This is a genomic window from Candidatus Polarisedimenticolia bacterium (assembly GCA_036004685.1).
GTDB lineage: Bacteria > Acidobacteriota > Polarisedimenticolia > Gp22-AA2 > AA152 > DASYRE01.
Genome location: DASYRE010000048.1, coordinates 36,158 through 57,294, shown reverse-complemented (window position 1 = coordinate 57,294; position 21,137 = coordinate 36,158). Strand labels below are relative to the sequence as shown.

Genomic DNA, 21,137 nt, shown 5'->3' with positions numbered 1-21,137 from the left:
CCGGATCGCGTCAGCCGACTCTTTTCCTCAGCTCCCGGATCCGCAGGGCGACGTCCCGGTAATTGGAGTTGATTCCGTACACTTCGGAGAAGAACGAGAGGGCGTGGGAATAGTCTCCCTTCTCGGCGTAAAGCTCGCCGAGATCGTAGCGGAGACCCTGATACTTGTCCTCGGAGTGGCCGGTGCTCTCCAAGGCCTTGCGGTACCACTTGATGGCCAGGTCGGTCATTCCTTTTTCCTTGAAGCAGATTCCCAGGATGCTGCAGCACTCGAGAAAGAGCTTGGGATCCCGGGAGGCGTATTGGAACTCCCCGATCGCCTCGTCGAGGAGGCCCATCTCCTTGTAGGCGATTCCCAGGTTGTAGCGCGTCTCGTAATCCTCCTCCTCGACTTGCTGATCCACCTTCTTGCGAAACGCCTTGAAGATCTCGTCGATGCTGGCTTCCTCGCGAAGAGGCGGCGGATTCTCGCCCCCGCCCAGGTCGCCGGGCTGGCCTTGAATGTGGCTCTTCAGCTCGGCCGCGAGATCGAAGAAGCCTTCCTCGGTGCCGTCGGTTGCCGATTCGGAGGCGTCCTCTGGAATCGTGGGGGTTCCGCCGAAGGCTCGCTCGACGTCCAGGTCGAGATTCCCCGACGCCCCGCTTGCGGTGAGGGGTGGAGCGGGCGCCGGCCGGCGGTCCTCAAGAAGCGCCCGGCGGCGAATCAGCTCCGGATCTCCGGGCGCGGTCCGCTCCATCGCCCTTAGAACCTCTTCGGCCTCTTCCACGAGATTCTGCTCGAGGTAGAAGTCGAACTGGCTCGCCTTCTCCGGATCGAGGCCGAAGGGCCGCTCCTCCGGCTCCTCGGCGGGTTCGTCGTCCAGCTCGATCGAGAGTTCGTCGGGTTCGCTGACTTGAAGCGCCGGGGCTCCTGCCTTCCTGGCGGCCGGGATCGTCCCCGTCGCCCGCGGAATGCCCGCTTCCGGATCCGGCAGCTCCAGATCCATATCCATCCCGCGCTCCGGGGCCGGGGAGGGAGCGGCCGCCTTCGCCGGAGCCGGAGCCGGCGCCGCGCGCCCCGGGGCGGCGCCCGCCGGATCGAGCTCCCGCGCCTGCTCCTCCGCCTCACGCGCCGCTTCCTCTTCGCCACGCGCTCGATGGACTTCCGCGATTCTCCGGCAGATCCCGGCGGCATCCGATTTTCTTCCGTCCTCCGCGTAGATGTTCTTCATCTTCTTCAAGGAGGGGACATGCTCGGGATACCGATCGAGGATGGCTTGGAGCTGCTCCCGGGCCTTTTCCGCGAGGCCATACTTCAGAAAGACTTCGGCCTCGGTGAGATGCTCGCTGAGGAAATCCTCGTCGACTTCCTTGCCGGGAGGCTCGCCGCGCATCTCCTGGATGACGCTCTTTCCCGAATAGGCCGCGTCCTGGCTTTCATCGCCGATTTCAGGCTCGTCGGCTCCCGAGGCGAGCTCCGCGTCGAGCTCGGCGAATTGCTCCTCTCCGGCGTCCGCCTCCGAGTCGGATTCCAGCTCGACCACCTTCTCCAGCTCGTCCAGGGTGGGAACCGAGCCGGCCATCTCGTCCGGCCCTCCGGAGGCCCCGATCCCGAGACCGGCGTTGACCTTCTCGCGAAGCGCCTCCAGCGCGGGATGGTCCGGGGCGACTTCACGGATTCGATCCAACATTCCCGAGGCGCGCTCCCAGTCGTCTCCGCCGCAGTAGAGCCGGGCCAGCCTTTCCGCGGCCGAGGCGATCCCCTTCGGCTCCGAGGCGGTGGTCCAGAGGTCCAGCAGCTTCTCCAGCATCTCGACGGATTCAGGCTTTATTTTCAGGGCCTCTTCGAGAAGCACCGCCCCCTGCTCCGGACCCGGGTCGCGGATCGCTTCTCCGGCGGCTGCGGCCAGCCGGGTGACTGCCTTCTCGGAGTCGCCTTGCGACACGTGGAAGCGCGCCTCGGCGAGGGCGAGGGCGACCCGAGCCTCCCCCGATTTGGCCGACTTCACGAGCTTCTGGAAATCGGAGACCCGGCCCATCTTGAGGTACGCCTCGGCCAGCATCTCCACGTATCCGGCGGTGCCCGGGCTGGCGAGATGCATCCCCTCGAGAGTGCCGACCAGCTCCTGCGGCCTCTTGTCTCCGGCCCGCAGGACGGCGGCGATCCGGTCGTGAATGTCGGCTCGCCCGGGCTGCGTCCGGGCCGCCTTGACGAGGACCTTGAGGGCCTCGTCGTGAAGCCCGCGCTCCAGCAAATCCTCCGCCGCGGCGACGAAACCGTCCGCGGCCTTGCGCGGATCTCCTTCTTTCCCGATCAAGTCGGCGAGGATGACCCGGGCCTTGAGGTTGTCCGGCTCCATCGACTGGATCCTCTGGTAGATCTCAATCGCCTTCGGCTTTTGCCCGGATCGGAGGCATTGTTCGGCCAGGCTCAGGAATTGAGTGCGCGCCTCGATCACCAGCCCCTGCTTCGCATAGAGGTCGGCGAGCCTCTCGTTGGCGTCGACGTTCGACGGATCCAGCTTGGTGATCTTCTTGTACATCGCGATCGCCTTGAGATGGAACCCGTCCCCGGCGTAGAAATCGGCGATGCGCATGAACTGGCGGATCGCCTCCTTGTTCTTGCGGAGCCGCACGTAGAGGTCGCCGATGCGGTTGATCGTGTTGACGTCGCGCGGATTGTCCTCGGAAAGGGCCATGTACTGGCGGATCGCTTCTTCCAGCTTCCCCTGGCGGACCAGCTTGTCCGCCGATTCCAGGAGCTTGGCCCGGTTGACGGCCATCAATCCTCCTCGGGAAACAGAGGCGGCTGAACGCCGGAGAAGCTCAGGCGGTGCAGTGGGGTGGGGCCCAGGAAAGTGAGCGCGCGCAGGTGCTCTTCGGTGCCGTAGCCCTTGTTGAAGCGGAAGCGATAGCCGGGAAACACGCCGTCGAGCTCTTTCATGATCTCATCCCGGAAGACTTTCGCGAGGATGGAGGCCGCCGCGATCGAAAGACACCGGCGATCGCCGTGAACGAGGCTGCGCTGCGGGAGATCGACGTCGGGAAGCCTCACGGCGTCGATGAGCAGCGCGTCGGGCGGCTCGGCGAGCGAGCCGATCGCCGCGACCATGGCCTGGCGCGAGGCCTCCAGCACGTTGATCCGGTCCACCGTCTCGGCCTCCACGACTCCGAAGCCGTACGCCATCGCCGAGAGCGCGATCCTGCCGAATTGCGACCGGCGCTGGTCCTCGGAAAGAAGCTTGGAATCGCGCACTCCGGGGAGGCGGGCCGATCGATCCAGGATCACCACGGCCGCCACCACGGGTCCGGCCAGCGAGCCCCGGCCGACCTCGTCGAGGCCGGCGATGCGGCGGAAACCTTCCCGCCGGAGCGTGTCTTCGTGAATCCACCTCACGCCGACAGCTTCCGATTCACACGTACTTCTTTTCCTGGATCCTCGCCGACTTGCCGCGCCTTTCGCGGAGGTAGTAGAGCTTGGCGCGGCGGACGCGGCCCTGCCGGGTCACTTCGACCTTCTCGAGGATCGGCGAGTGCAGCGGGAAAATCCTCTCCACCCCGACTCCGTCCGATATCTTCCGGACGGTGAACGAGGCGCTCACCCCTCCGCCCCGGCGGGAGATCACCATCCCCTCGAAAATCTGCACGCGCTCCTTCTCCCCTTCCTTCACCTTCACGTGGACCTTCACCGTGTCGCCGACCGAGAAAACCGGCGCCTTTTCCCGCAACTCCCGCGCCTCAACCATCTTCACCCAGTCCATGATGCCTCTCCCTGCTTGCGTGTTGACCGGCCCCTCCGTCGGGCTTCAGCGCTTGCCGACATCGGAGGCCGGAATCAGATCGGGCCGCTTGATTCTCGTGTTCTTCAAGGCCATCTCGCGCCGAAAGCGTTGGATTTCGGCGTGATTGCCGGACAAAAGGACTTCCGGCACCGGATGGCCGCGGAAAACCGCCGGGCGCGTGTATTGCGGGTATTCCAGCAGCCCCTCCATGAAGGAATCCTCTTCGGCGCTGCGCTCGCCGCCCAGGACGCCGGGTTTCAGCCGGGACACCGCGTCGATGAGCACCATGGCGGCAATCTCCCCTCCGGTGAGGACGTAATCCCCGACGGAAATTTCCTCGTCGACCAGGAATTCCCGCACCCTTTCGTCGACCCCTTCGTACCGCCCGCAGATCAGCAGGAGGCGATCCCAGTCCCGGCAGAGCTCCCGGGCCTTTTCCTGATTGAAGCGCGGCCCTTGGGGGCTGAGCAGGATGACGCGATCCCGGCCCGCCGGAAACTCCTTCCGAATCGCTTCCACCGCCTCGAAAATCGGGCCAGGCATCAGGATCATGCCCCCCCCTCCGCCGTAAGGAGTGTCATCCACTTGACGATGGCGGTCGTGGGCGTAATGGCGAAGATCGTGAAGGCGGATGGAGAGAAGACCTCTCTCCTGTCCGCGCTTCAGGATGCTCTCCGTCAGCGGGCCCTCGAACATCCCCGGAAAAATGGTCAAGACATCGAAGTTCATTCGATTTCCAGCAGCCCTTCCGGGGGGTCGATCTCGATAATCCCCTCTTCCGGGTCGATGCGCTTGCAAATGGCGCGGGCAAAGGGGATCAAGCGCTCTTCCCCCGCCTCATCATGGACCACGAGCAGATCGGTCCCGCCGGTTGAGATGACTTCGAAAACTCTCCCCAAGCAGCGCTTCTCCGGCCCGATCACCCTCAGGCCTACGAGGCGGAAAATATAATAAGTGCCCTCTGGAAGGTCAACCAAATCCTTGCTTTGGAGCAAGATATCCGAGCCTTCCAGCACGGCCGCGTCCTGGGCGGTGGTCAGCCCGGCAAGCTTTAGCACCACTCGGTCGCGGTACACTTCGGCGCTTTGAAGGGAATACTCTCGATGGTCGCCGCCGCGTCGCAACGCCACGCGCTGCCCGGACCGAAAAGGATTGCCCTTGCCGACGAGGCGGGCTGTCAAAAGACCCTTGGGACCTCGCAAGGTGGCCTTCCGCGCCACCTGTACCCAGCGCTCCCCCTCGGCCTCAGGTCCGCCCCCTGTCAAGATCTAGTCCAGAATCTGCAGGTGGAAGCGGCGATTCAGCTTCTCGGCCGCCAGGGATACCAAGGTGCGCAGCGCCCGGGCCGTCCTCCCCTGCCGGCCGATCACTTTTCCCATGTCCGAAGGGGCGACCGTCAGCTCCAGAACGCCGGCGTCGGGCCTTTGGGCCGGGCTCACGACGACGTCTTCCGGGCGATCGACGAAGGCTCGCACCAGCGTCTCGACCATGGTCTGGATCTTTCTCTCCCCCGGGTTCATCGATGGCTCTCCGCGGCGCGCTTTAGGTTTGCGCCACGCGCGCCCGCTCCAACAGCTTGCGGACGGTGTCGGAAGCGGTGGCGCCTTTCTTGATCCAGGCCTCGGCGCGGGCGACGTCGACTTTCAAGGTAATCGGCTCGGTCTTGGGATCGTAATGGCCCAGGTTCTCCACGAACTCCCCTTCGGGCCGGTTCGTCGATTCCGAAATCACGATTCGGTAGAAGGGCTTGCTTCGCGTCCCGGCCCTTCTCAGACGGATCTTCAGCATGGCTTCTCCTCCCTATGGATGGCGAGGCGCGCGCGCGCCTTCACTTTCGGAATCCCTTCGCGAGGGATCGCAGGGAGGGGCGGGGCCCGCTCCCGGAAAAGACGCGCATCATCTTGCGCGCCTGTTTGAACTGCCTGAGCAACGCGTTGACTTCCTGCACCGAGGTGCCGGAGCCGCGCGCGATCCGCCGCCGGCGGCTGCCGTCGAGGATCTCCGGCCGGCGCCTTTCCACCGCCGTCATGGAGCGGATGATGGCCTCGGTGCGGACCATCTTCTTCTCGTCCACCTCCGCGCCGGCCATCGCCGGGAGACCCGGGATCATCCCGAGGATGTCCTGGAGCGAGCCCATCCGGCGGATCTTGCCCATCTGATCGAGGAAATCCTGCAAGGTGAACTCCTGCTTCCGGAGCTTCTTCTCGATCGCCTCGGCTTCCTTTTGATCGAAGGCAGTCTGCGCCTTCTCCACGAGGCTCAGGACGTCGCCCATGCCGAGAATCCGCGAGGCCATCCGATCGGGATGAAACGCCTCCAGATCCCCCGGCTTCTCTCCGGTCCCCACGAACTTGATCGGAACGCCCGTCACGCTGCGCACCGAGAGGGCGGCGCCGCCGCGCGCGTCCCCGTCGAGCTTCGTGAGGATGATGCCGGTGAGCTGGACGCGACGGTGGAACTCGGCGGCGCTGCGCACGGCGTCCTGCCCCGACATCGCGTCGGCGACGTACAGGATCTCCGTCGGCACCACCCGGCGCACCACCGCGGCGAGCTCGTCCATGAGCTTTTGATCGATCTGCAGGCGCCCCGCGGTGTCGACGAGAAGATAATCGCTGCCCGACTGGCGGGCCTCGTACAAGGCGCGCGCGGCGAGGTCGACCGGGTCCTCCCCGGTCACTTTCGACCAGCGCACCTGGACGGACTGGGCCACCGTCGCCAGCTGCTCGCGGGCGGCGGGACGGTGCGTGTCGACCGACACGAGCATCGGAAGATGGCTCCGGCTCCTCAAGTACAATCCCAGCTTCCCGGCCGTGGTGGTTTTGCCCGAGCCCTGCAGACCGCACAGCACCACCACCGTCGGCGGCATCGACGCCGTTTGGAGCTTCTGGCCGGGACCGGTCAGAAGCGCCTCCAGCTCTTCATGGACGATTCCCACGAGCTGCTGGCCCGGCGAGAGACTCGCCAGGACCTCGGCCCCTACGGCGCGCTCCTTCACCTTGGCGAGAAAATCCTGAACGACCTGCAGGTTCACGTCGGCTTCGAGGAGGGCCCGGCGAATCTCGCGGATTCCTTCGCCGACCGAGGCTTCGGTCAGGTGGCCCTGGCTGCGCAGCCGGCGCAGCGCCTCCTGGATCCTGCCGCTGAGCTGATCGAACATCGCGTCTCCGCTTCGTTCCGCTTCGGTTGGTGATTAAAAACTGCTGATTTTATAGTGGTTAGAAGAAAGCTGTCAACGAGATCCTGATTCAGCCGGCGGATCTACACGAGAGAGAGGATGTGGCCCAACTTCTCTTTCTTCGTCTTGAGGTAGCGCAGCGTCTCTCCGGAGGGTGGGATCTCGAGGGGGACCCTCTCGACGATTTCGAGTCCGTAGCCTTTCAGGCCGATGAACTTCACGGGATTGTTGGTGAGCACGCGCAGGCGGCGGGCCCCCAGATCCCGGAGGATTTGGGCTCCGATTCCATAGTCGCGGTAGTCGGCCTTGAATCCCAGGCTGTGGTTCGCCTGAACCGTATCCTCGCCTTTGTCCTGGAGCTCGTAGGCCCGGAGCTTGTTCACCAGTCCGATGCCCCTTCCCTCCTGCCGGAGGTAAACGATGATCCCCTTGCCCTCGCGGGCGATGATCTCGAGCGCCTTCTGGAGCTGAGGCCCGCAGTCGCAGCGGGTCGACCCGAACACGTCTCCCGTCAGACACTCGGAATGGACCCGGACCAGCACCGGCTCCTCCGGCGAGATCTCCCCCATCACCAGGGCAAGGTGGTTCTTGGGCTCGATATCGCTCTCGTAGACGATGATCCGGAAGTCGCCGTAGCGGGTCGGAAGCTTGGGCTGGGCGACGCGGCGGACCAAACGCTCGTGACGCACGCGGTAGCGGATGAGATCGGCGATCGTCAGGATGCGAATCCGGTGCTTCTGCGAGAACTTCAGCAGATCCGGGATGCGCGCCATCGTCCCGTCCTCCTTCAGGATCTCGCAGATGACGCCGGCCGGGCGCAATCCGGCGAGACGCGCGAGATCCACGGCCGCTTCCGTCTGCCCGGCGCGCTTGAGAACGCCGCCGTCCATCGCCATCAAGGGAAACATGTGGCCGGGACGAGCCAGATCCTGCGCGCGGGTCGACGGATCGATGGCGGCACGGACCGTCTCGGCGCGATCCGCCGCGGAGATTCCGGTGGAGACCTTCTTCTTGGCCTCGACGCTCACGCAGAACGCCGTCTGGTACGTGGACGTGTTCTGTTCCACCATCAACGGAATCTCCAGCTCCTGGAGGCGCTGGCGCGTCATGGGGAGGCAGATGAGCCCTCTCCCGTAGCGAGCCATGAAATTGATGGCGTCCGGCGTGACTTTCTCGGCCGCCAGCGTCAGATCCCCCTCGTTCTCCCGTTCCTCGTCGTCGACGACCACGACCATGCGCCCCGCGGCGATGTCTCGGACGGCTTCCTCCACGGTGGCGAAGCCGGTGCGGGCCGGAACGCTTCTCCGCGGCGGCGAGCCGGCGAGCCGGCCCTTCCCCTTCTTGCGCGACGCTCCGGCTTTCATGCCTCTCTCCTCATCCTCTCGCCCCTGCGGAGGCCGCGTCCGACTTCCAGCTCTCCAGAAGTCGCTCCACGTATTTGGCGATCAGGTCGACTTCCACGTTGATTCGCCTCGGAACGGACCAATCCCCCAGAGTCGTATGCGCCAGAGTATGCGGAATCAACGCCACTTCGAAGTCCTCCGCGCCGAGAGAAGCGATCGTGAGGCTCACGCCGTCCAAGGCGACCGATCCCTTGACAGCCAGATAGCGGCGCAGCCCGGGCGGCGCGGCCACTCGGGCCCGGCGCCCCTCTCCCTCCGGCCCGATCTCCAGCAGCGTGCCGACTCCATCGACGTGGCCCTGGACGAGATGGCCGCCGAGACGGTCCTCGGCCCGCACGGCCCGCTCCAGATTGACGCGGCTTCCCTCCGCCCGCTCTCCCAGGACGGTGCAGCGGAGAGTCTCCGGATGGATCTCGGTCTCGAACCAGCGGTCGCCGGTCCGGATCACGGTGAGGCAGACGCCGTCCACCGCGACGCTCTCCCCCGCGCCCAGGCCGCCGGCCATCGCGCCGCATTCGATGCGCAGCCGCGCGCCGTCTTTCCCGCCGCGCCGGCTGGCCACCGCCCCGACGCGCTCCACCAAGCCCGTGAACATCAGCCGACGATCTCCTCCGGCGGCTTCAGATAGCCCTCGACGAGAAGATCGGGGCCGACCGCCCGCCAGCTCCATTCGTGAATCGGCAGCGCTTCCTCCAGCTTTCCGACCCGCAGGCCGTTCGCCACCGGCGTGCCGCCTTCCCCCAGAATCCGCGGCGCGATGAACAGAGCGATCCGATCGCCGGCCCGGCCGGCGAGCGCGCTGCCCAGGACGCGCCCTCCCCCTTCCACAAGGACGCTACCCACTTGACGGCGCGCCAGGTCCTTCAGAATCGCGCTCCAGCCGAGCGCGCCCGGCGTGCCGTCCACCTCGACGACCTCGACCCCTGGGAGCCGCTCCAGACGCTGCCGCGGGGCAGCCGGCGCCCCGGCGAGCGCATAGACGATCGTCTTCCCTCCGTCGGCGTTCGCCAGCAGCCTCGCCGAGGGCGGCAGGCGAAGGCGCGAGTCGAGGACCACGCGGACCAGCGCCTTGCCGCTTTGATGACGCGCCGTGAGCAACGGATCGTCCGCGACGGCCGTATTGATCCCGACGAGGATGGCGTCGCTCTGATAGCGCAGGCGCTGCGCCTCCTGCCGCGACTCCGAAGAAGTGATCCACCGCGACTCGCCGGAGGCGGCGGCGATCCGGCCGTCGAGAGTCATGGCCGCCTTGAGAATCACGAACGGCACGCCCCGCGTCACGAACTTGATGAACCTCTCGTTGAAGCGGCGGGCCTCCCGCTCGAGAATTCCCGTCCGGACGCGGACTCCGGCCTCCCGCAACTTCCGGAACCCGCCACCGTTCACGCGGGGATCGGGATCGGTCATGCACGCGACAACTTCGCTCACCCCGGCCCGGATGAGAGCGTCGGCGCAGGGCGGCGTGCGGCCGTGATGGACGCAGGGCTCGAGGTTGACGTACAGCGTGCCGCCGCGGGCTCCGTCGCCGGCCGAGGCCAGCGCCTCCACTTCGGCGTGGGGATCCCCGGCGCGGCGGTGATACCCCTGGCCCAGGATCCGCCCCTCCTTGACCAGCAACGCGCCGACCATCGGATTCGGACTCGTCTCGCCTTCGCCGAGCAGCGCGAGATCGAAGCACGCCGAGAGGCACTTGCGATCCTGCTCTTCGCCTCCTCCGGCTTCCACGATCTCAGCCCGCCGCGGCCGGAATCTTTTCGGCGAAGATTCCATCCAGATAGGCGTCCGCGTCGAACTCGACGAGATCCTCGGCTCCCTCGCCCACTCCGATCCAGCGCAGCGGGATGCCAAGGTCCCGCGCGATGCCGAGGGCGACGCCTCCCTTGGCCGTGCCGTCGAGCTTGGTCAGGACGAGGCCCGTCACGCCGGAGACTTCCAGGAATCGGCGCGCTTGGGCCACGCCGTTCTGGCCGGTCGTGGCGTCCAGGACCAGAAGGACCTGATGCGGCGCCGAGGCGATTCGCTTGCGCACGACCCGGACGACTTTCTCGAGCTCCTGCATCAGCGGCTCGCGCGTGTGCAGCCGGCCCGCCGTGTCGACGATCAGGAAGTCGCACCGCCGGGCCAGGGCGGCCTCCACCGAGTCATAGACCACCGCCGAGGGATCGGCGCCGGACTGGTGACGGATCAGATCGACGCCCGCCCGTTTTCCCCAGATCGCGATCTGCTCGACGGCGGCGGCGCGAAACGTGTCGGCGGCGCAGAGAAGCCCGCGCCGTCCCTCCCCCGCCCAGCGCGCCGCGAGCTTCCCCGCGGTCGTCGTCTTGCCGCCCCCGTTGACCCCGACGAGCAGGACCACCTCGGGCCCTTCCTCGACCCTGGGGGGAAGAGGCGCCCTTCCGGAGAGGAGAATCCGCTTCATCTCCTGCTTCACCAGGTCCGCCAGAACACTCCAGTCCTTCACCTCCAGGCCGGCCCCCGTCCTTTTCAAGGATTGAACGACTTCCCCCGTGAGCGAGGGGCCGACATCGGACAGGATCAAGAGCGTCTCCAGCTCCTCGAGGAGATCGGCGTCGAGACGCGCGGGAGCGCGCACGAGATCCTTCAGCCGTCCCAGCACGCCGTCGCGCGTCTTGCCAAGCCCGCGAAGGAGCTTGCGCACGGCTCCTCCCGGGGCTCCGGAGTCGGGGCTCATGGAACGCGGCTCGGCGCGAGTGTCATGCGAATCAACCCTTCCGGGGAGCCGCCTGGCGGGCCAGGTACTCCTGGGCTCGGATTGCTTCGGGACTCTTCGGATCGAGGGAGATCACCTTTCGAAAGCTGGCCCTGGCGTCCTCGATTCTCCCGGTGTCGGCGAAGGCCAGGCCCAGACCGTAGTATCCCTTGGCGTAGGCCGCGTTCGCGGCCACGGCCCGCCGGAAGGCGTCTTCCGCCTGCGGGTAGCGCTTCGCCTCGAGGTGCAGCGTCCCGAGGTTGTAGAGGATCTTCTCCGGGCTCGGATAGGTCCGGTCTTTCAGCGCTTCCTCGAAGATCGCGAGCGCCTTCTCCGGCCGGCGCGTCTTGGTGTAGACCGCTCCGAGAGAGTTCTTGGCGTCGGTGTCGTACGGATTCAGCTTGATGGCCTCCAGCAGCTCCTTCTCGGCGTTCGCATAGTCGCTCAGGAGGAAATAGACCGTCCCGAGGTAGCTGTGGGCGTCCGCGGCGCCTGGATCGAGCTGGATCGATTTTTTCAGGTTGGCGATCGCTTCCTGGTTCTTCCCTTCGGTGAAATTCACCTGTCCCAGCCGGAAATACTGCTCCGCCTGGCGATTGACCGTCTTCTTATGCTGCGGGGCGGAAGCGCACGCGGCGAGGACGATCCAGACGACGAGCGATGCCGAAAGAGCTCGGGCATTCCGTCCGATCATAGGGATTCTCCGGAAGAAGGGCGGCGAGGCGGACGACTCGAAACGCTTGTCCATCAGGATATTCTAGCGGAAGCCATTCTAGAAACGACGCTTCACTTTGTCAAAACGGCCGGAGATCTCAGCCCCGGCCGCGGAGCAGTCCGCGCAGGCGTCCCATGAGACCCGGCCCGGGGGCCGGCGACTCGGGGGGGAGATCCCAGGGCTCCCACTCGGCGCCGCGGCACACGGCGCGCGGGATCTCGCCGACCATCTGGGAGGCGCGCTCCGCCCCGACGATCGCCGCCGCGGCGTCGCGGGCGCGCGCCAGAACGGGCGGGCGGTAAACGGTGTCATGAGCGTCGGAGGCGATCACGTGGACGAGGTCTTTCTCCAGCATCCGGTTCGAGAAGTCGCGCGCCTTGTCCCCGAATCCTCCGAGAAGGGCCGCGGCCGTGACCTGCGTCAGGCATCCCAGGCGCACCATCTTCTCCACGCGATCCAGGTCGGCGGTGAAGTAGGCGATCCGCTCCGGATGCGCGAGCACCGAAGTGACCCCGGCGAGCTTCAGTTGGAACACCGTCTCCTCGACCCGGAGAGGAAACTGCTGGTACGGCAGCTCGAGCAGGAGATACCGGCCCGTGTTCCCGACGGTGCTCACTTTCCCCGCTTTGAGCCGGGCGGGGAGATCGGCCGTCAGGTACACTTCCGCTCCCTCGACGATCTCGACCCCGACGGCCGCTTCGCGGAGGGCGATGCGGAGCTCGGCGACTTTTTCCCGGATCACCTCCGGGCTGTTATCGTACTGGCCCGGCTTCTGGTGGGGCGTGGCCACCAGGGTGGTGACGCCGTCGGCGAGCGCCACGCGGCAGAACTCGAGGGCTTGCTCGAGACTCTCGGCGCCGTCGTCGATGGCCGGGAGAACGTGGCAGTGCAGGTCCACCATCATCGTCTCATTCCCAGGAGCCCTCTTCCTTCAGCGGCCGGCGAAGCAGGGAGACCACCGCGTCCCGCGGAGAAGCCGCGCCCCGCAGAATCGACTCCACCCCGGCGGTGATGGGCATCTCCACGCCGTGCCGCGCCGCCAGAAGCAGGGCGGCCGACGTCGTCGGGATTCCCTCCGCCACCATCTTCATCTGCGAGAGGATCTCGGAAAGCGATCTCCCGCGTCCCAGCTCCGCTCCGACCCAGCGGTTGCGGCTCAGAGCCCCCGTGCAGGTGAGGACCAGATCGCCCACTCCGGCGAGGCCGGCGAAGGTGGCGGCCGATCCGCCGCAGGCCACACCGAGCCGGGCGATCTCCGCGAGGCCGCGAGTGATCAAGGCGGCCGCCGTGTTGGAGCCGAACCCCAGGCCTTCGGCGACCCCGGCGGCGATCGCGATCACGTTTTTCAGCGCTCCGCCGATTTCCACGCCGACGACGTCGCTGTTCGTGTAAAAGCGGAAGAAACCGCCGCTCAGCCGTCCCTGCAGATCGTCGGCTTCCCGGGCGAGATCGCACGCCAGCACGCCCGCCGTGGGATCGCCGCGCGCCACCTCTCTGGCGAAGCTGGGACCCGCCAGGACGGCGAGGCAGCCCAATTCGCGCCCGAGGCATTGTCGCGCCACCTCCGTCATGCGCATTCCGGTGTCGGGCTCCATTCCTTTCGTGCCGATGACCAAGCGGGTCTCCGGACCCAGGAACGGAGCCGCGGAGCGCAGCACCTCGCGAAAGTACCTCGCCGGGACGACCCAGAGGACGAGGCTTCGCCCCGCGAGGACCTCCCGGAGATCTCCCGAGGGGCGGATCGCCTCCGGAAGCGCGATTCCGGGAAGGTAGGTCGGATTCTCCCGCTTCGCCCGCATCGTCGCGGCGAGCGACTCGTCATGGACCCAGAGAGAGACCTGAGACCCGGCGCGCGCCAGGTGCACGGCGAGGGCGGTGCCCCAGCTCCCACCTCCCACGACGGCGGCGCCCGCCGGTGAGGCGCTCATGGGTCGGCTCCCAGCTTCGGCTCCGTCCCGGAGCGCAGTCTCCGGATGTTCTCCCAGTGGCGGACGATGATCACCAGGGAGCAGAAAAGCGCCGTCGCCCACGTCGCCGGGCTTCGGCCGAGCCCCAGGAGAATCACCGGGAGCGCGCCGGCCGCCGCGATGGATCCCGCCGAGACCCTCCGGCTGGCCCAGACCGTTCCCGCGAAGACGACGCCCGCGAGCGCCGCGGCTGCCGGATCGAGGACCAGGAAGGCTCCGAGACCGGTCGCCACTCCCTTCCCCCCTTTGAACCCGAGATAGACCGGAAAAACATGGCCCACCACGACCGCGATCGCGACGGCCAGGGCGAAGGCCTCCTGCCCGGTGACGCGCGACGCCGCCCAGACCGCCACCGCGCCTTTCCCCACGTCGAGCATCAAGGTGAGAATCCCGGCGCCCCAGCCGAGCGAGCGCGCCACGTTCGTGGCGCCGATGTTCCCGCTCCCCTCGCGCCGGACGTCCCGGCCCCCCGCCGTCTTCCCCAGGATCCATCCGAAGGGTATGGCTCCCAGAAGGTAGGCGGCGAGAACCAGGGCCGGGCCGATCGCCGGATGCACGGAACTCATCGTCAGGGATCCCTGAGAGGAAAAGCGTGCATCGCTTCATAGCGCGCGCCGCCGGATCCGAGATGACTCTGGAAGACCACGACGCGCTCCACCGGGAGCTCCCCGACGTCCTCCGCGACGGGCGTCGAGAAAAGGGGCGGAGACGCGGCGCCCGGCAGGAACCGTCCGAGAGTGAGATGCGCGTGATACGGCCGGTCCGCCGGCGCGATACCCGACGCCGTGACCCGATCCTCGAGCCACGAAGCCAGAGATTCGAGTCGCGCGTCGGGCCCCACTTTCAGGAAGAGAACGCGCGGCGCTCCCCGCGGCGGGAACCGGCCGAGTCCGCCGGCGCGGACGGCGAACCGGGGAAAAGGGGGTCCCGGAGCGAGACCGGCGGCGAGGCGATCGAGGCTGTCCCGCGAAAGCTGGCCGCAGAAGCGAAGGGTCAAATGAATCCCGGAAGGATCGACCCACCGGATTCTCCGGACGCCCTCCCGAGCGAGGGTCTGCTGGACGACGGCGACTTTCGCGCGCAGGCCCTCGGGCAGCTCCGCGGCGAGGAAGATCCGCATTCAGCGCCGCTTTCGTCGCGCGGCCTCGCCCGTGGAGATCAGGAATCTCCGCACCTGATCCAGGGCGATGGAAGCGGAATGAACACGGACCTTTTCGCGATCCCCCGGGAGGAGACGATGCCCCGCCGAAAAGCCGTTCGGCCCCACCACGGCCCAGTGCACCGTGCCGACCGGGGCGCGGGGAGTGCCTCCCGACGGACCGGCGATCCCGGTGACCGCCACGCCGATCGCCGATTCCGCCAGCGCCGCCACGCCGCGGGCCATGGCGAGCGCGGTCCACCGGCTGACGGCGCCGTGCTTTCGCAGCGCTCGACCCGGAATCGAGAGGATTCGCTGCTTCGCGTGGTTATTGTAGCACACGGCTCCCGCCGCCAAGGCGTGCGACGCCCCGGGAACGGAGGCGAGGCGCGCGCAGACCAGCCCCGCGGTGCAGGACTCGGCCACCGCGATCCGCATCCGGCGCTTCCGGAGATGTCGGAGCACAACGCTTTCGAGGCTCTCTCCCGCGGCCGACACCAGATCCTCGCGCAGTTTTTGGACGATTGCCCTCCGGCACGCCGCCACGTTGCCGGCGGCCCCTGCTCCCTGGGCGCTGAGCTGGATGACGACCTCTCCGGGCGCCGCCAGCGTCGTGACTTCGACCTCGGGGAAGCGCCGGACGAGGCGCGCGATGGCTCGATCGATCCGCGATTCCCCCCGTCCCGCCGTCCGCAGGGAGACGGTGACCAAGCGCCCCCCCGCCAGCCGGCGCAGGCGGGGCAGCTGGCGCTCGAGCATCAGCCGCAGCTCTCCGAGCACTCCCGGCAGGACGAGAACGACGCCGCCGCGGTCGGCATACCGGAAGCCCGCCGCGCTGCCGACGCGGTTTGCCACCCGGCGCGCCCCCCGCGGTATCCGCGCCTGCCGCGCCTGATCCCGCGTGAAGGGAATGCGATGCCTGCGGCACCAGGCGCGGAGCGCCCGCTCCGCCGCGCGATCCGTGACCAGGGGCCGGCCCAGCGCTTCGGACACCGCTTCGCGGGTTCGATCGTCGCGGGTCGGACCGATCCCTCCCGTCACCAGGATCACCCCGGGGCGGCGCCGGGCATCCCGCACCGCTTCGGCGATGGCCTCGCGCCGATCCGGAACGATGCGGCGGGACTCGACGTCGAGCCCGACCGTCCGAAGCAGAGCGGTGAGGCGCTCGCTATGGGTTTCCGGCCGACCGGGTCGCAGCAGCTCGGTTCCCACCGCCAGGATCGTCGCTTTCACGGGAGCCCTCCGAGGCGAGCGCGGCGATCGCCTGCATGATGCGCCGGGAGAAGGCGTCCACTTCCTCGCGGCCGCGCGGCTTGGCGCCGGGGGCGCCGATGCGGATCGGCTCTCCGAAACGAACCCGCACGCGGCCGGGCACCGGGAAGAGAGTATTCGGCTTCCAAGCCGACCAGGCGCCGGCGATGTGGGCCGGAATTACCGGCGCCCCCGAGATCGCGGCGAGGAGGGCCGCCCCCGGCTTCGCCGGCTGCAGGAATCCGTCGGCGCTGCGCCCGCCCTCGGGAAAGATCCCCACGAGATCGCCGCGCCGAAGCCGCGTCAGCGCCTGCTTCACGGCGCGGGGATCCGACTCCTCGGCTCGCACCGGGATGGTCTGCATGCCCCAATAGAACCAGCGCAGCCGCTTCCATTCGTACATCGACTGCAGCACGACGAAATGGATCTTGCGCGGGCAGGCCGAGCCCAGCACGATGGGATCCAGGAACGAGGCGTGGTTGGCGGCGATGAGCGCCGGACCGTGCCGGGGAACCCGCTCGCATCCCTCCGCCTTCAGCCCGAGATAGATTCGCGTGGGAAGCCGGAAGAACAGCTTGACGTAGCCGTAGAACATGCGTCCTCGCGCGCGCGGCGGCGCGCCGCCATCATTCCCGTCGGAGCGGGGCCTCGCCCAGAACGCCGAGCTTCCTCGAGAACTTCAGGAAATAGTCAGCGGCCGAGAGCACCGCCAGGATCACGACGGCCCAAAGGGCCAGCTGGCCCAGGAACGCGTAGGCCCCGAGGTATTTCCTTCCGAAGATGAGGAGGACCACGGCGATCACCTGGCTGGCGGTCTTGTATTTGCCCCAGACCGAGGCTCCGACGGCGATCCCCTGGCTGATCGCCACGCTCCGCAACCCCGTCACGGCGAACTCCCGCCCGACCACGATCACCACCATCCAGGCCGGCGCCACCCCGACCTCGACGAGCGAGATGAACGCGGCGGAGATGAGGAGCTTGTCGGCGATCGGATCGAGCAGCTTGCCGAGCGTCGTCTCCTCGTCGCGCTTGCGCGCCAGATAACCGTCCAGGAAATCGGTCAGGGCGGCGAGGAGGAAAACCACCACCCCGAGCGTCTCGTTGTCGATCGCCGTCTCTCCGATGCTGAACTGGGGCTTCGTCAGGATGATGACCACCACGAACGGGACCAGGAAGATGCGGGTGACCGTGAGCCAGTTGGGGAGGTTGAGCACGGGACCGTTTGAAGGGATGGCAGCCTCGGGGTAGAATGCGCCGCGCTTCAGGGACCACGGCGGGGCGGCGCGCCAGGCGAGCTGAAAAATAACACAATGCAGATCCGAGGGTCAATCAACGCGATCGACGGGCGGGCCGCGCTTCAGGGCCAGTTCCCTCCGATCCGTTTCGGGACCGACGGATGGCGCGGGCGGATTGCCGAGGAGATCACTCTGGCGGGCATGCGGAGGTGCGCCGCCGGCGCCGCCGCCCATCTCCTTTCCGCCGGCAAGGCGGGCTCGCCGATCGCCATCGGCTACGACGGCCGGTTCCTTTCCGAACGGTTCGCGGCGGAGGTCGCGGCGGTCATGGCCCGGGAAGGGTTCGTCCCTCTTCTCAGCCCCGAGCCGCTTCCCACCCCGGCCCTGTCGCTGCGAGTCGTCACGGGACGCGCCTCCCTGGGAATCATGATCACCGCGAGCCACAACCCTCCGGAATACGGCGGCCTGAAGCTGAAGGACTCCGACGGAGGGACGATGGATCCGGAATCGACGGAGAGCATCGTCCGCAGCATTCCCGCCGGCGATCCCGGCTCTGCGGGCGCGCCCGATCTGCCGCGGCATCCCTCGTTCCTTCCTTCCTATCTGCGCGCCGTCAAGCAGCGGGTGGCGATCCGCGAGATCCGCTCGGCCCGCCTGAAGATCCTCGCCGATTCGATGCACGGCATGGGGGGGACCCTGCTGGAGCAGGCCGCCTCCGGCGGCAAGCTCCGGGTCCGCACGCTGCGCTCCGATCCCGATCCTCTTTTCGGGGGAACGAATCCCGAGCCGATCGCGCCCCATCTGCAGCCGTTGCGGCGGGCCGTCGTCTCCGAGCGGGCCGCCGCCGGGTTCGCCACCGACGGGGACGCCGACCGCATCGGCGCCTGCGACGATCGAGGCCGGTTCCTGTCGCCGCTGACGCTCCTGCCGGTGCTGGCGCTTCATTTCATCCGGAACCGAGGGGAGCGGGGCGGGATCGCCAAGACCTTCGCCGGATCCCTGCGCATGGAGCGCATCGCCCGGAGCTACGGCCTCGCGTTCCACGAGCTGCCGGTGGGCTTCAAGCACATCGCCCGGCTTCTTCGAAAGGACGAGATCCTTCTGGGAGGCGAGGAGAGCGGCGGCTTCGGATTCCGCGGGTTCATCCCGGAGCGGGACGGAATCCTCTCCTCGCTCCTGCTTCTGGAGGCGTTGGTCTTTTCGGATCTGCCGCTCTCGGGACTCGTGGCCGGCATGGAGAAAGAGTACGGGAAATACTTCTTCGATCGGACCGATCTAAGCTGCACGCCGGAGGCGGGGCGCCGGCTGGTGGCCAAGCTCTCGGACTCCCCTCCGAAGCGCGTCGCGGGCATGAAGGTCACGAGCGTCGACCGTCTCGACGGCGTGAAGCTCGTGTTCGGCGAGGACGGCTGGCTGCTCTTCCGCCCTTCCGGCACCGAGCCGATCCTGCGGCTCTACTGCGAAGCGCCCACCCGGGCCGCCGTCGCGGCCGCCCTGAGCCACGCCCTCCGGTTGCTCAAGCGCTGATCCGAGCCCGTCCCGACGGCGCGCGTCCCTTAATCGTCGCGCCCCAAGATGTCGGACGCCGGAGCCGCGGTCAGCGGTGTCTTCCCCCTCGAAGCTTCCTGCAGATAGATGGGCAGCTGCCGGCTGACCACGAGGAGGTTGCCCGCGACGAACGCGGCCAGCGCGAGGGAAGCCGCCCAGGCGCGCAGGCGCTCGCCGAACAGCGACGGGAAGAGCAGGCCTCCCAGCGGCGCGGCGCAGCCCAGGGCGAAGACGATCCAGACCGCCCACCTGGTGCGCTCCATCCCGGCGGGCAGCGCGTAATAAAAGGTGGCGGCCAGCGCGGTCACGGCGAACAGGAACCCCCGGGAGAGATCCTTCTCCCTCAGCCAGTCGGAAAGGTACTTCCCCCCCGCCAGGCAGAGAAAGGGGTAGAGCGGGATGCGATACCAGCCATAGACTCCGCGCGTGTCGGCGGTCACGCTGAGGACCAGAAAATAAAGCGCCGCCGGAGCGAGGATTCCGCGCTGCGGGCCCAGGGCCATCCATCCCGCGGCCACCACCAGCCAAAGGTACCATCCCGTGCCGAACTGCAGCTCCACGATCCGTGAGATCGAGGAGAGGTCCAGGAGCGTCCGGACGGCCACGCGCTTGGACGCTTGAAGGCTCATCACCGTCGTGAAGGTATCCCATCCGTAGAACGCTCCGTAGGCCAGATAGGCGAGCACGGCGGCGATCGCGAACCCCCCCACGATCGCCGTTCCCTTCCAGCGCCGGGCCCGGCCCATCACCAGAAGCGCCGCCATCGGAACCACCACGCCGGTGGCCTTCGTCCAGATGGAGAGGAAGCCGGAGGCGGCGATCCGCAGGAGCCGGCCCTGTCCCCCATCCCGGAGGTAGCGCTCGAGCCACAGCGACTGCGCCAGGAGCAGCGGCGCGATCATGTTCTCGGCCTTCACCAGGCGGTTCCCCAGCACGACGGTGGGGAGCGTCGCGTACAGGAGCGCCGCCAGCGTCCCGGCCCGGGCGTCGCCGAGCGTCTCCCATCCCGTCCGCGCGACGAGAAAGAGGGTCAGGAGGCTCAGGAAGATGGGGACCAGACGCATCCTCCACAGCGTGCAGTCCAGAAGCTGCTCGGCGCCCAGGAGCGTGGAGAGGCCGCCCACCAGGAGTGAGAACGCGGGCGGATGGTCGAAATAGGGGCGAGACAGGTTATAGGGATGGCCGAACCAGAAGAAGGGAACGAAGTCCTCCTTCGGGTAGATGCGGGGGTAGAAGCTCCAGGCCCGGGGGACTCCTTCGTGGAGGAGAGTCCATCCTTCCCAGCCGTGCTGATACTCGTCGGCGGTCTCGTGATGGAAAGGGATCAGATCGTATTGGTGAAGCCGCAGGCCCAGGCCCAGGAGGAGCAAGGCCGCGAGCGCGGTGCCGTGGCGATGCCGCTGCACGAACGCGCCCAGTGAGCCGGGGCGGCCGCGGCCTCTCCAGATCCAGATGACGGCGCCGAGCCACGCCGCCAGCAGAATCCATCCCGCCACCGCCACCAGGAAGCCCATCTCCCGGACCGCCCGCGACGCCGACAAGGAGCTCCGCGGAACGGGCTCGCTGACGGCCGATCCCGGCGCCTCCCAGAGCAGGCGCACTTGCGGCTCCTCCTCGCCGCGGCGGTAGGTGAGATCGATCGAATGCCAGCCGGCCGTGAGGTCCGCCGCCGCGCCCGCTCCCCCCTCCTCGGGACGAAGGACCGTTCCATCCACGATCAGGCGGACCTGTCCCGAGGCCTCCACGTGGAAGCGGTAGGATCCCGCGCGCGAGGCCAGGATGATTCCCGTCCAGCGGATCTGGAAGGGAGGCATCGTCGCGGGCGCTCCCAGCGTCTCGAGGTTCCAGTGCTGGTAGAAGGGCTGCAGGAGAAGGTGCGAGGTCGGGAAATCGACCTCCGGATCGATCCGGACGTGAACCGGCACGAGCTGCCCCGACTCGGTCTCCACCGAGTAGACGGCGCGCAGGCCTCCACGCGGCCAGAGAAGCGCGAGCACCGCGAGCCCCCCGAGGAAGAAGAGGGCGATCTGCAGGACTTTCAGCGCGGCGGCGGGGCGGGACGCAGGTCGCGGCATCGGCTCCTCTCGGCGCCGCGGCCGCCCGGGGCGGCCGGCGCCATGAGGCCGGATTCTATCTCATCGCGGGGCGGTTCCCGGCGCGCCGGGGCGCCGGAATTCCTCCCGGCCGCGGATCGACCATTGACACAATCCGCACTGGGCGCTAAGATTCGGCCAT

At 67.7% G+C, this 21,137-nt stretch carries 22 protein-coding genes; 1 reads left to right on the top strand and 21 read right to left on the bottom strand.

Annotated features, from left to right (window positions below):
* Positions 1 to 10 precede the first annotated feature (10 nt).
* From VGR67_12920 to pgsA, 20 genes are all read right to left on the bottom strand, one after another.
* Positions 11 to 2,761 (bottom strand): tetratricopeptide repeat protein, encoded by a 2,751-nt coding sequence (locus tag VGR67_12920; GenBank protein HEV8337312.1) that lies wholly within the window; start codon positions 2,759 to 2,761, stop codon positions 11 to 13.
* Positions 2,761 to 3,375, bottom strand: coding sequence for a ribonuclease HII (locus tag VGR67_12915; GenBank protein HEV8337311.1), 615 nt, complete (start codon positions 3,373 to 3,375; stop codon positions 2,761 to 2,763). Before VGR67_12915 ends, VGR67_12920 begins: the two co-directional genes overlap by 1 nt.
* 16 nt (positions 3,376 to 3,391) lie before the next feature.
* Positions 3,392 to 3,739 carry a 50S ribosomal protein L19 gene (gene rplS / locus VGR67_12910; GenBank protein ID HEV8337310.1) on the bottom strand — a complete coding sequence of 116 codons (348 nt, stop codon included), beginning with the start codon at positions 3,737 to 3,739 and terminating at the stop codon, positions 3,392 to 3,394.
* Positions 3,740 to 3,784: 45 nt separating this feature from the next.
* Positions 3,785 to 4,489, bottom strand: a complete 705-nt coding sequence (gene trmD, locus VGR67_12905) for a tRNA (guanosine(37)-N1)-methyltransferase TrmD (GenBank protein HEV8337309.1) — start codon at positions 4,487 to 4,489, stop codon at positions 3,785 to 3,787.
* Positions 4,486 to 4,980: a ribosome maturation factor RimM gene (gene rimM / locus VGR67_12900; protein ID HEV8337308.1), complete on the bottom strand. Its 495-nt coding sequence runs from the start codon at positions 4,978 to 4,980 to the stop codon at positions 4,486 to 4,488. The genes trmD and rimM overlap by 4 nt, the downstream gene beginning before the upstream one ends.
* 48 nt (positions 4,981 to 5,028) lie before the next feature.
* A complete protein-coding gene (locus VGR67_12895) occupies positions 5,029 to 5,280 on the bottom strand; it encodes a KH domain-containing protein (GenBank protein ID HEV8337307.1) in 252 nt (83 codons plus the stop codon).
* 22 nt (positions 5,281 to 5,302) lie between these two features.
* Positions 5,303 to 5,548: a 30S ribosomal protein S16 gene (rpsP, locus tag VGR67_12890; GenBank protein ID HEV8337306.1), complete on the bottom strand. Its 246-nt coding sequence runs from the start codon at positions 5,546 to 5,548 to the stop codon at positions 5,303 to 5,305.
* A 40-nt stretch (positions 5,549 to 5,588) separates the two neighbouring features.
* Entirely contained in the window at positions 5,589 to 6,917 is a 1,329-nt protein-coding gene (gene ffh, locus VGR67_12885; GenBank protein ID HEV8337305.1) for a signal recognition particle protein, read from the bottom strand.
* A 101-nt stretch (positions 6,918 to 7,018) separates the two neighbouring features.
* A complete protein-coding gene (locus VGR67_12880) occupies positions 7,019 to 8,170 on the bottom strand; it encodes a bifunctional 3,4-dihydroxy-2-butanone-4-phosphate synthase/GTP cyclohydrolase II (GenBank protein HEV8337304.1) in 1,152 nt (383 codons plus the stop codon).
* A 139-nt stretch (positions 8,171 to 8,309) separates the two neighbouring features.
* Positions 8,310 to 8,933, bottom strand: a complete 624-nt coding sequence (locus VGR67_12875) for a riboflavin synthase (GenBank protein HEV8337303.1) — start codon at positions 8,931 to 8,933, stop codon at positions 8,310 to 8,312.
* Positions 8,933 to 10,063, bottom strand: coding sequence for a bifunctional diaminohydroxyphosphoribosylaminopyrimidine deaminase/5-amino-6-(5-phosphoribosylamino)uracil reductase RibD (ribD, locus tag VGR67_12870; protein HEV8337302.1), 1,131 nt, complete (start codon positions 10,061 to 10,063; stop codon positions 8,933 to 8,935). The genes VGR67_12875 and ribD overlap by 1 nt, the downstream gene beginning before the upstream one ends.
* Before the next feature lie 4 nt (positions 10,064 to 10,067).
* The gene (ftsY, locus tag VGR67_12865; protein ID HEV8337301.1) at positions 10,068 to 10,997 is read right to left on the bottom strand and encodes a signal recognition particle-docking protein FtsY; all 930 of its coding nucleotides are present in this window, start codon (positions 10,995 to 10,997) and stop codon (positions 10,068 to 10,070) included.
* Positions 10,998 to 11,061: 64 nt separating this feature from the next.
* A complete protein-coding gene (locus tag VGR67_12860; protein HEV8337300.1) occupies positions 11,062 to 11,742 on the bottom strand; it encodes a tetratricopeptide repeat protein in 681 nt (226 codons plus the stop codon).
* A gap of 118 nt (positions 11,743 to 11,860) precedes the next feature.
* Positions 11,861 to 12,667: a CpsB/CapC family capsule biosynthesis tyrosine phosphatase gene (locus VGR67_12855; protein ID HEV8337299.1), complete on the bottom strand. Its 807-nt coding sequence runs from the start codon at positions 12,665 to 12,667 to the stop codon at positions 11,861 to 11,863.
* 4 nt (positions 12,668 to 12,671) lie between these two features.
* Positions 12,672 to 13,691, bottom strand: coding sequence for an NAD(P)H-dependent glycerol-3-phosphate dehydrogenase (locus tag VGR67_12850; GenBank protein HEV8337298.1), 1,020 nt, complete (start codon positions 13,689 to 13,691; stop codon positions 12,672 to 12,674).
* Entirely contained in the window at positions 13,688 to 14,296 is a 609-nt protein-coding gene (gene plsY / locus VGR67_12845) for a glycerol-3-phosphate 1-O-acyltransferase PlsY (GenBank protein HEV8337297.1), read from the bottom strand. Before plsY ends, VGR67_12850 begins: the two co-directional genes overlap by 4 nt.
* Positions 14,297 to 14,298: 2 nt before the next feature.
* Complete coding sequence (gene thpR / locus VGR67_12840) at positions 14,299 to 14,850, bottom strand: RNA 2',3'-cyclic phosphodiesterase (protein HEV8337296.1); 552 nt, start codon at positions 14,848 to 14,850, stop codon at positions 14,299 to 14,301.
* Complete coding sequence (locus VGR67_12835; GenBank protein ID HEV8337295.1) at positions 14,851 to 16,101, bottom strand: nicotinamide-nucleotide amidohydrolase family protein; 1,251 nt, start codon at positions 16,099 to 16,101, stop codon at positions 14,851 to 14,853. It abuts the gene before it with no gap.
* A complete protein-coding gene (locus tag VGR67_12830) occupies positions 16,037 to 16,714 on the bottom strand; it encodes a lysophospholipid acyltransferase family protein (protein ID HEV8337294.1) in 678 nt (225 codons plus the stop codon). The genes VGR67_12835 and VGR67_12830 overlap by 65 nt, the downstream gene beginning before the upstream one ends.
* A 31-nt stretch (positions 16,715 to 16,745) precedes the next feature.
* A complete protein-coding gene (pgsA, locus tag VGR67_12825) occupies positions 16,746 to 17,333 on the bottom strand; it encodes a CDP-diacylglycerol--glycerol-3-phosphate 3-phosphatidyltransferase (protein ID HEV8337293.1) in 588 nt (195 codons plus the stop codon).
* A gap of 96 nt (positions 17,334 to 17,429) precedes the next feature.
* Between pgsA and VGR67_12820 the strand changes: the two genes are divergently transcribed.
* Positions 17,430 to 18,881, top strand: a complete 1,452-nt coding sequence (locus VGR67_12820) for a phosphoglucomutase/phosphomannomutase family protein (protein HEV8337292.1) — start codon at positions 17,430 to 17,432, stop codon at positions 18,879 to 18,881.
* A 29-nt stretch (positions 18,882 to 18,910) separates the two neighbouring features.
* Here VGR67_12820 and VGR67_12815 read toward each other — a convergent pair whose 3' ends face one another.
* Complete coding sequence (locus VGR67_12815) at positions 18,911 to 20,977, bottom strand: glycosyltransferase family 39 protein (GenBank protein HEV8337291.1); 2,067 nt, start codon at positions 20,975 to 20,977, stop codon at positions 18,911 to 18,913.
* Between the last annotated feature and the right edge of the window lie 160 nt (positions 20,978 to 21,137).

What these genes read in the sequence shown, in the direction of transcription:
- VGR67_12920 (HEV8337312.1), bottom strand. Translation starts at nt 2,761, where the DNA reads ATGGCCGTCAACCGGGCCAAGCTCCTGGAATCGGCGGACAAGCTGGTC.
- rplS (HEV8337310.1), bottom strand. Translation starts at nt 3,739, where the DNA reads ATGGACTGGGTGAAGATGGTTGAGGCGCGGGAGTTGCGGGAAAAGGCG.
- trmD (HEV8337309.1), bottom strand. Translation starts at nt 4,489, where the DNA reads ATGAACTTCGATGTCTTGACCATTTTTCCGGGGATGTTCGAGGGCCCG.
- VGR67_12895 (HEV8337307.1), bottom strand. Translation starts at nt 5,280, where the DNA reads ATGAACCCGGGGGAGAGAAAGATCCAGACCATGGTCGAGACGCTGGTG.
- rpsP (HEV8337306.1), bottom strand. Translation starts at nt 5,548, where the DNA reads ATGCTGAAGATCCGTCTGAGAAGGGCCGGGACGCGAAGCAAGCCCTTC.
- ffh (HEV8337305.1), bottom strand. Translation starts at nt 6,917, where the DNA reads ATGTTCGATCAGCTCAGCGGCAGGATCCAGGAGGCGCTGCGCCGGCTG.
- VGR67_12880 (HEV8337304.1), bottom strand. Translation starts at nt 8,170, where the DNA reads ATGGTCGTGGTCGTCGACGACGAGGAACGGGAGAACGAGGGGGATCTG.
- VGR67_12875 (HEV8337303.1), bottom strand. Translation starts at nt 8,933, where the DNA reads ATGTTCACGGGCTTGGTGGAGCGCGTCGGGGCGGTGGCCAGCCGGCGC.
- VGR67_12860 (HEV8337300.1), bottom strand. Translation starts at nt 11,742, where the DNA reads ATGATCGGACGGAATGCCCGAGCTCTTTCGGCATCGCTCGTCGTCTGG.
- VGR67_12855 (HEV8337299.1), bottom strand. Translation starts at nt 12,667, where the DNA reads ATGATGGTGGACCTGCACTGCCACGTTCTCCCGGCCATCGACGACGGC.
- VGR67_12850 (HEV8337298.1), bottom strand. Translation starts at nt 13,691, where the DNA reads ATGAGCGCCTCACCGGCGGGCGCCGCCGTCGTGGGAGGTGGGAGCTGG.
- plsY (HEV8337297.1), bottom strand. Translation starts at nt 14,296, where the DNA reads ATGAGTTCCGTGCATCCGGCGATCGGCCCGGCCCTGGTTCTCGCCGCC.
- thpR (HEV8337296.1), bottom strand. Translation starts at nt 14,850, where the DNA reads ATGCGGATCTTCCTCGCCGCGGAGCTGCCCGAGGGCCTGCGCGCGAAA.
- VGR67_12830 (HEV8337294.1), bottom strand. Translation starts at nt 16,714, where the DNA reads ATGTTCTACGGCTACGTCAAGCTGTTCTTCCGGCTTCCCACGCGAATC.
- VGR67_12820 (HEV8337292.1), top strand. Translation starts at nt 17,430, where the DNA reads ATGCAGATCCGAGGGTCAATCAACGCGATCGACGGGCGGGCCGCGCTT.
- VGR67_12815 (HEV8337291.1), bottom strand. Translation starts at nt 20,977, where the DNA reads ATGCCGCGACCTGCGTCCCGCCCCGCCGCCGCGCTGAAAGTCCTGCAG.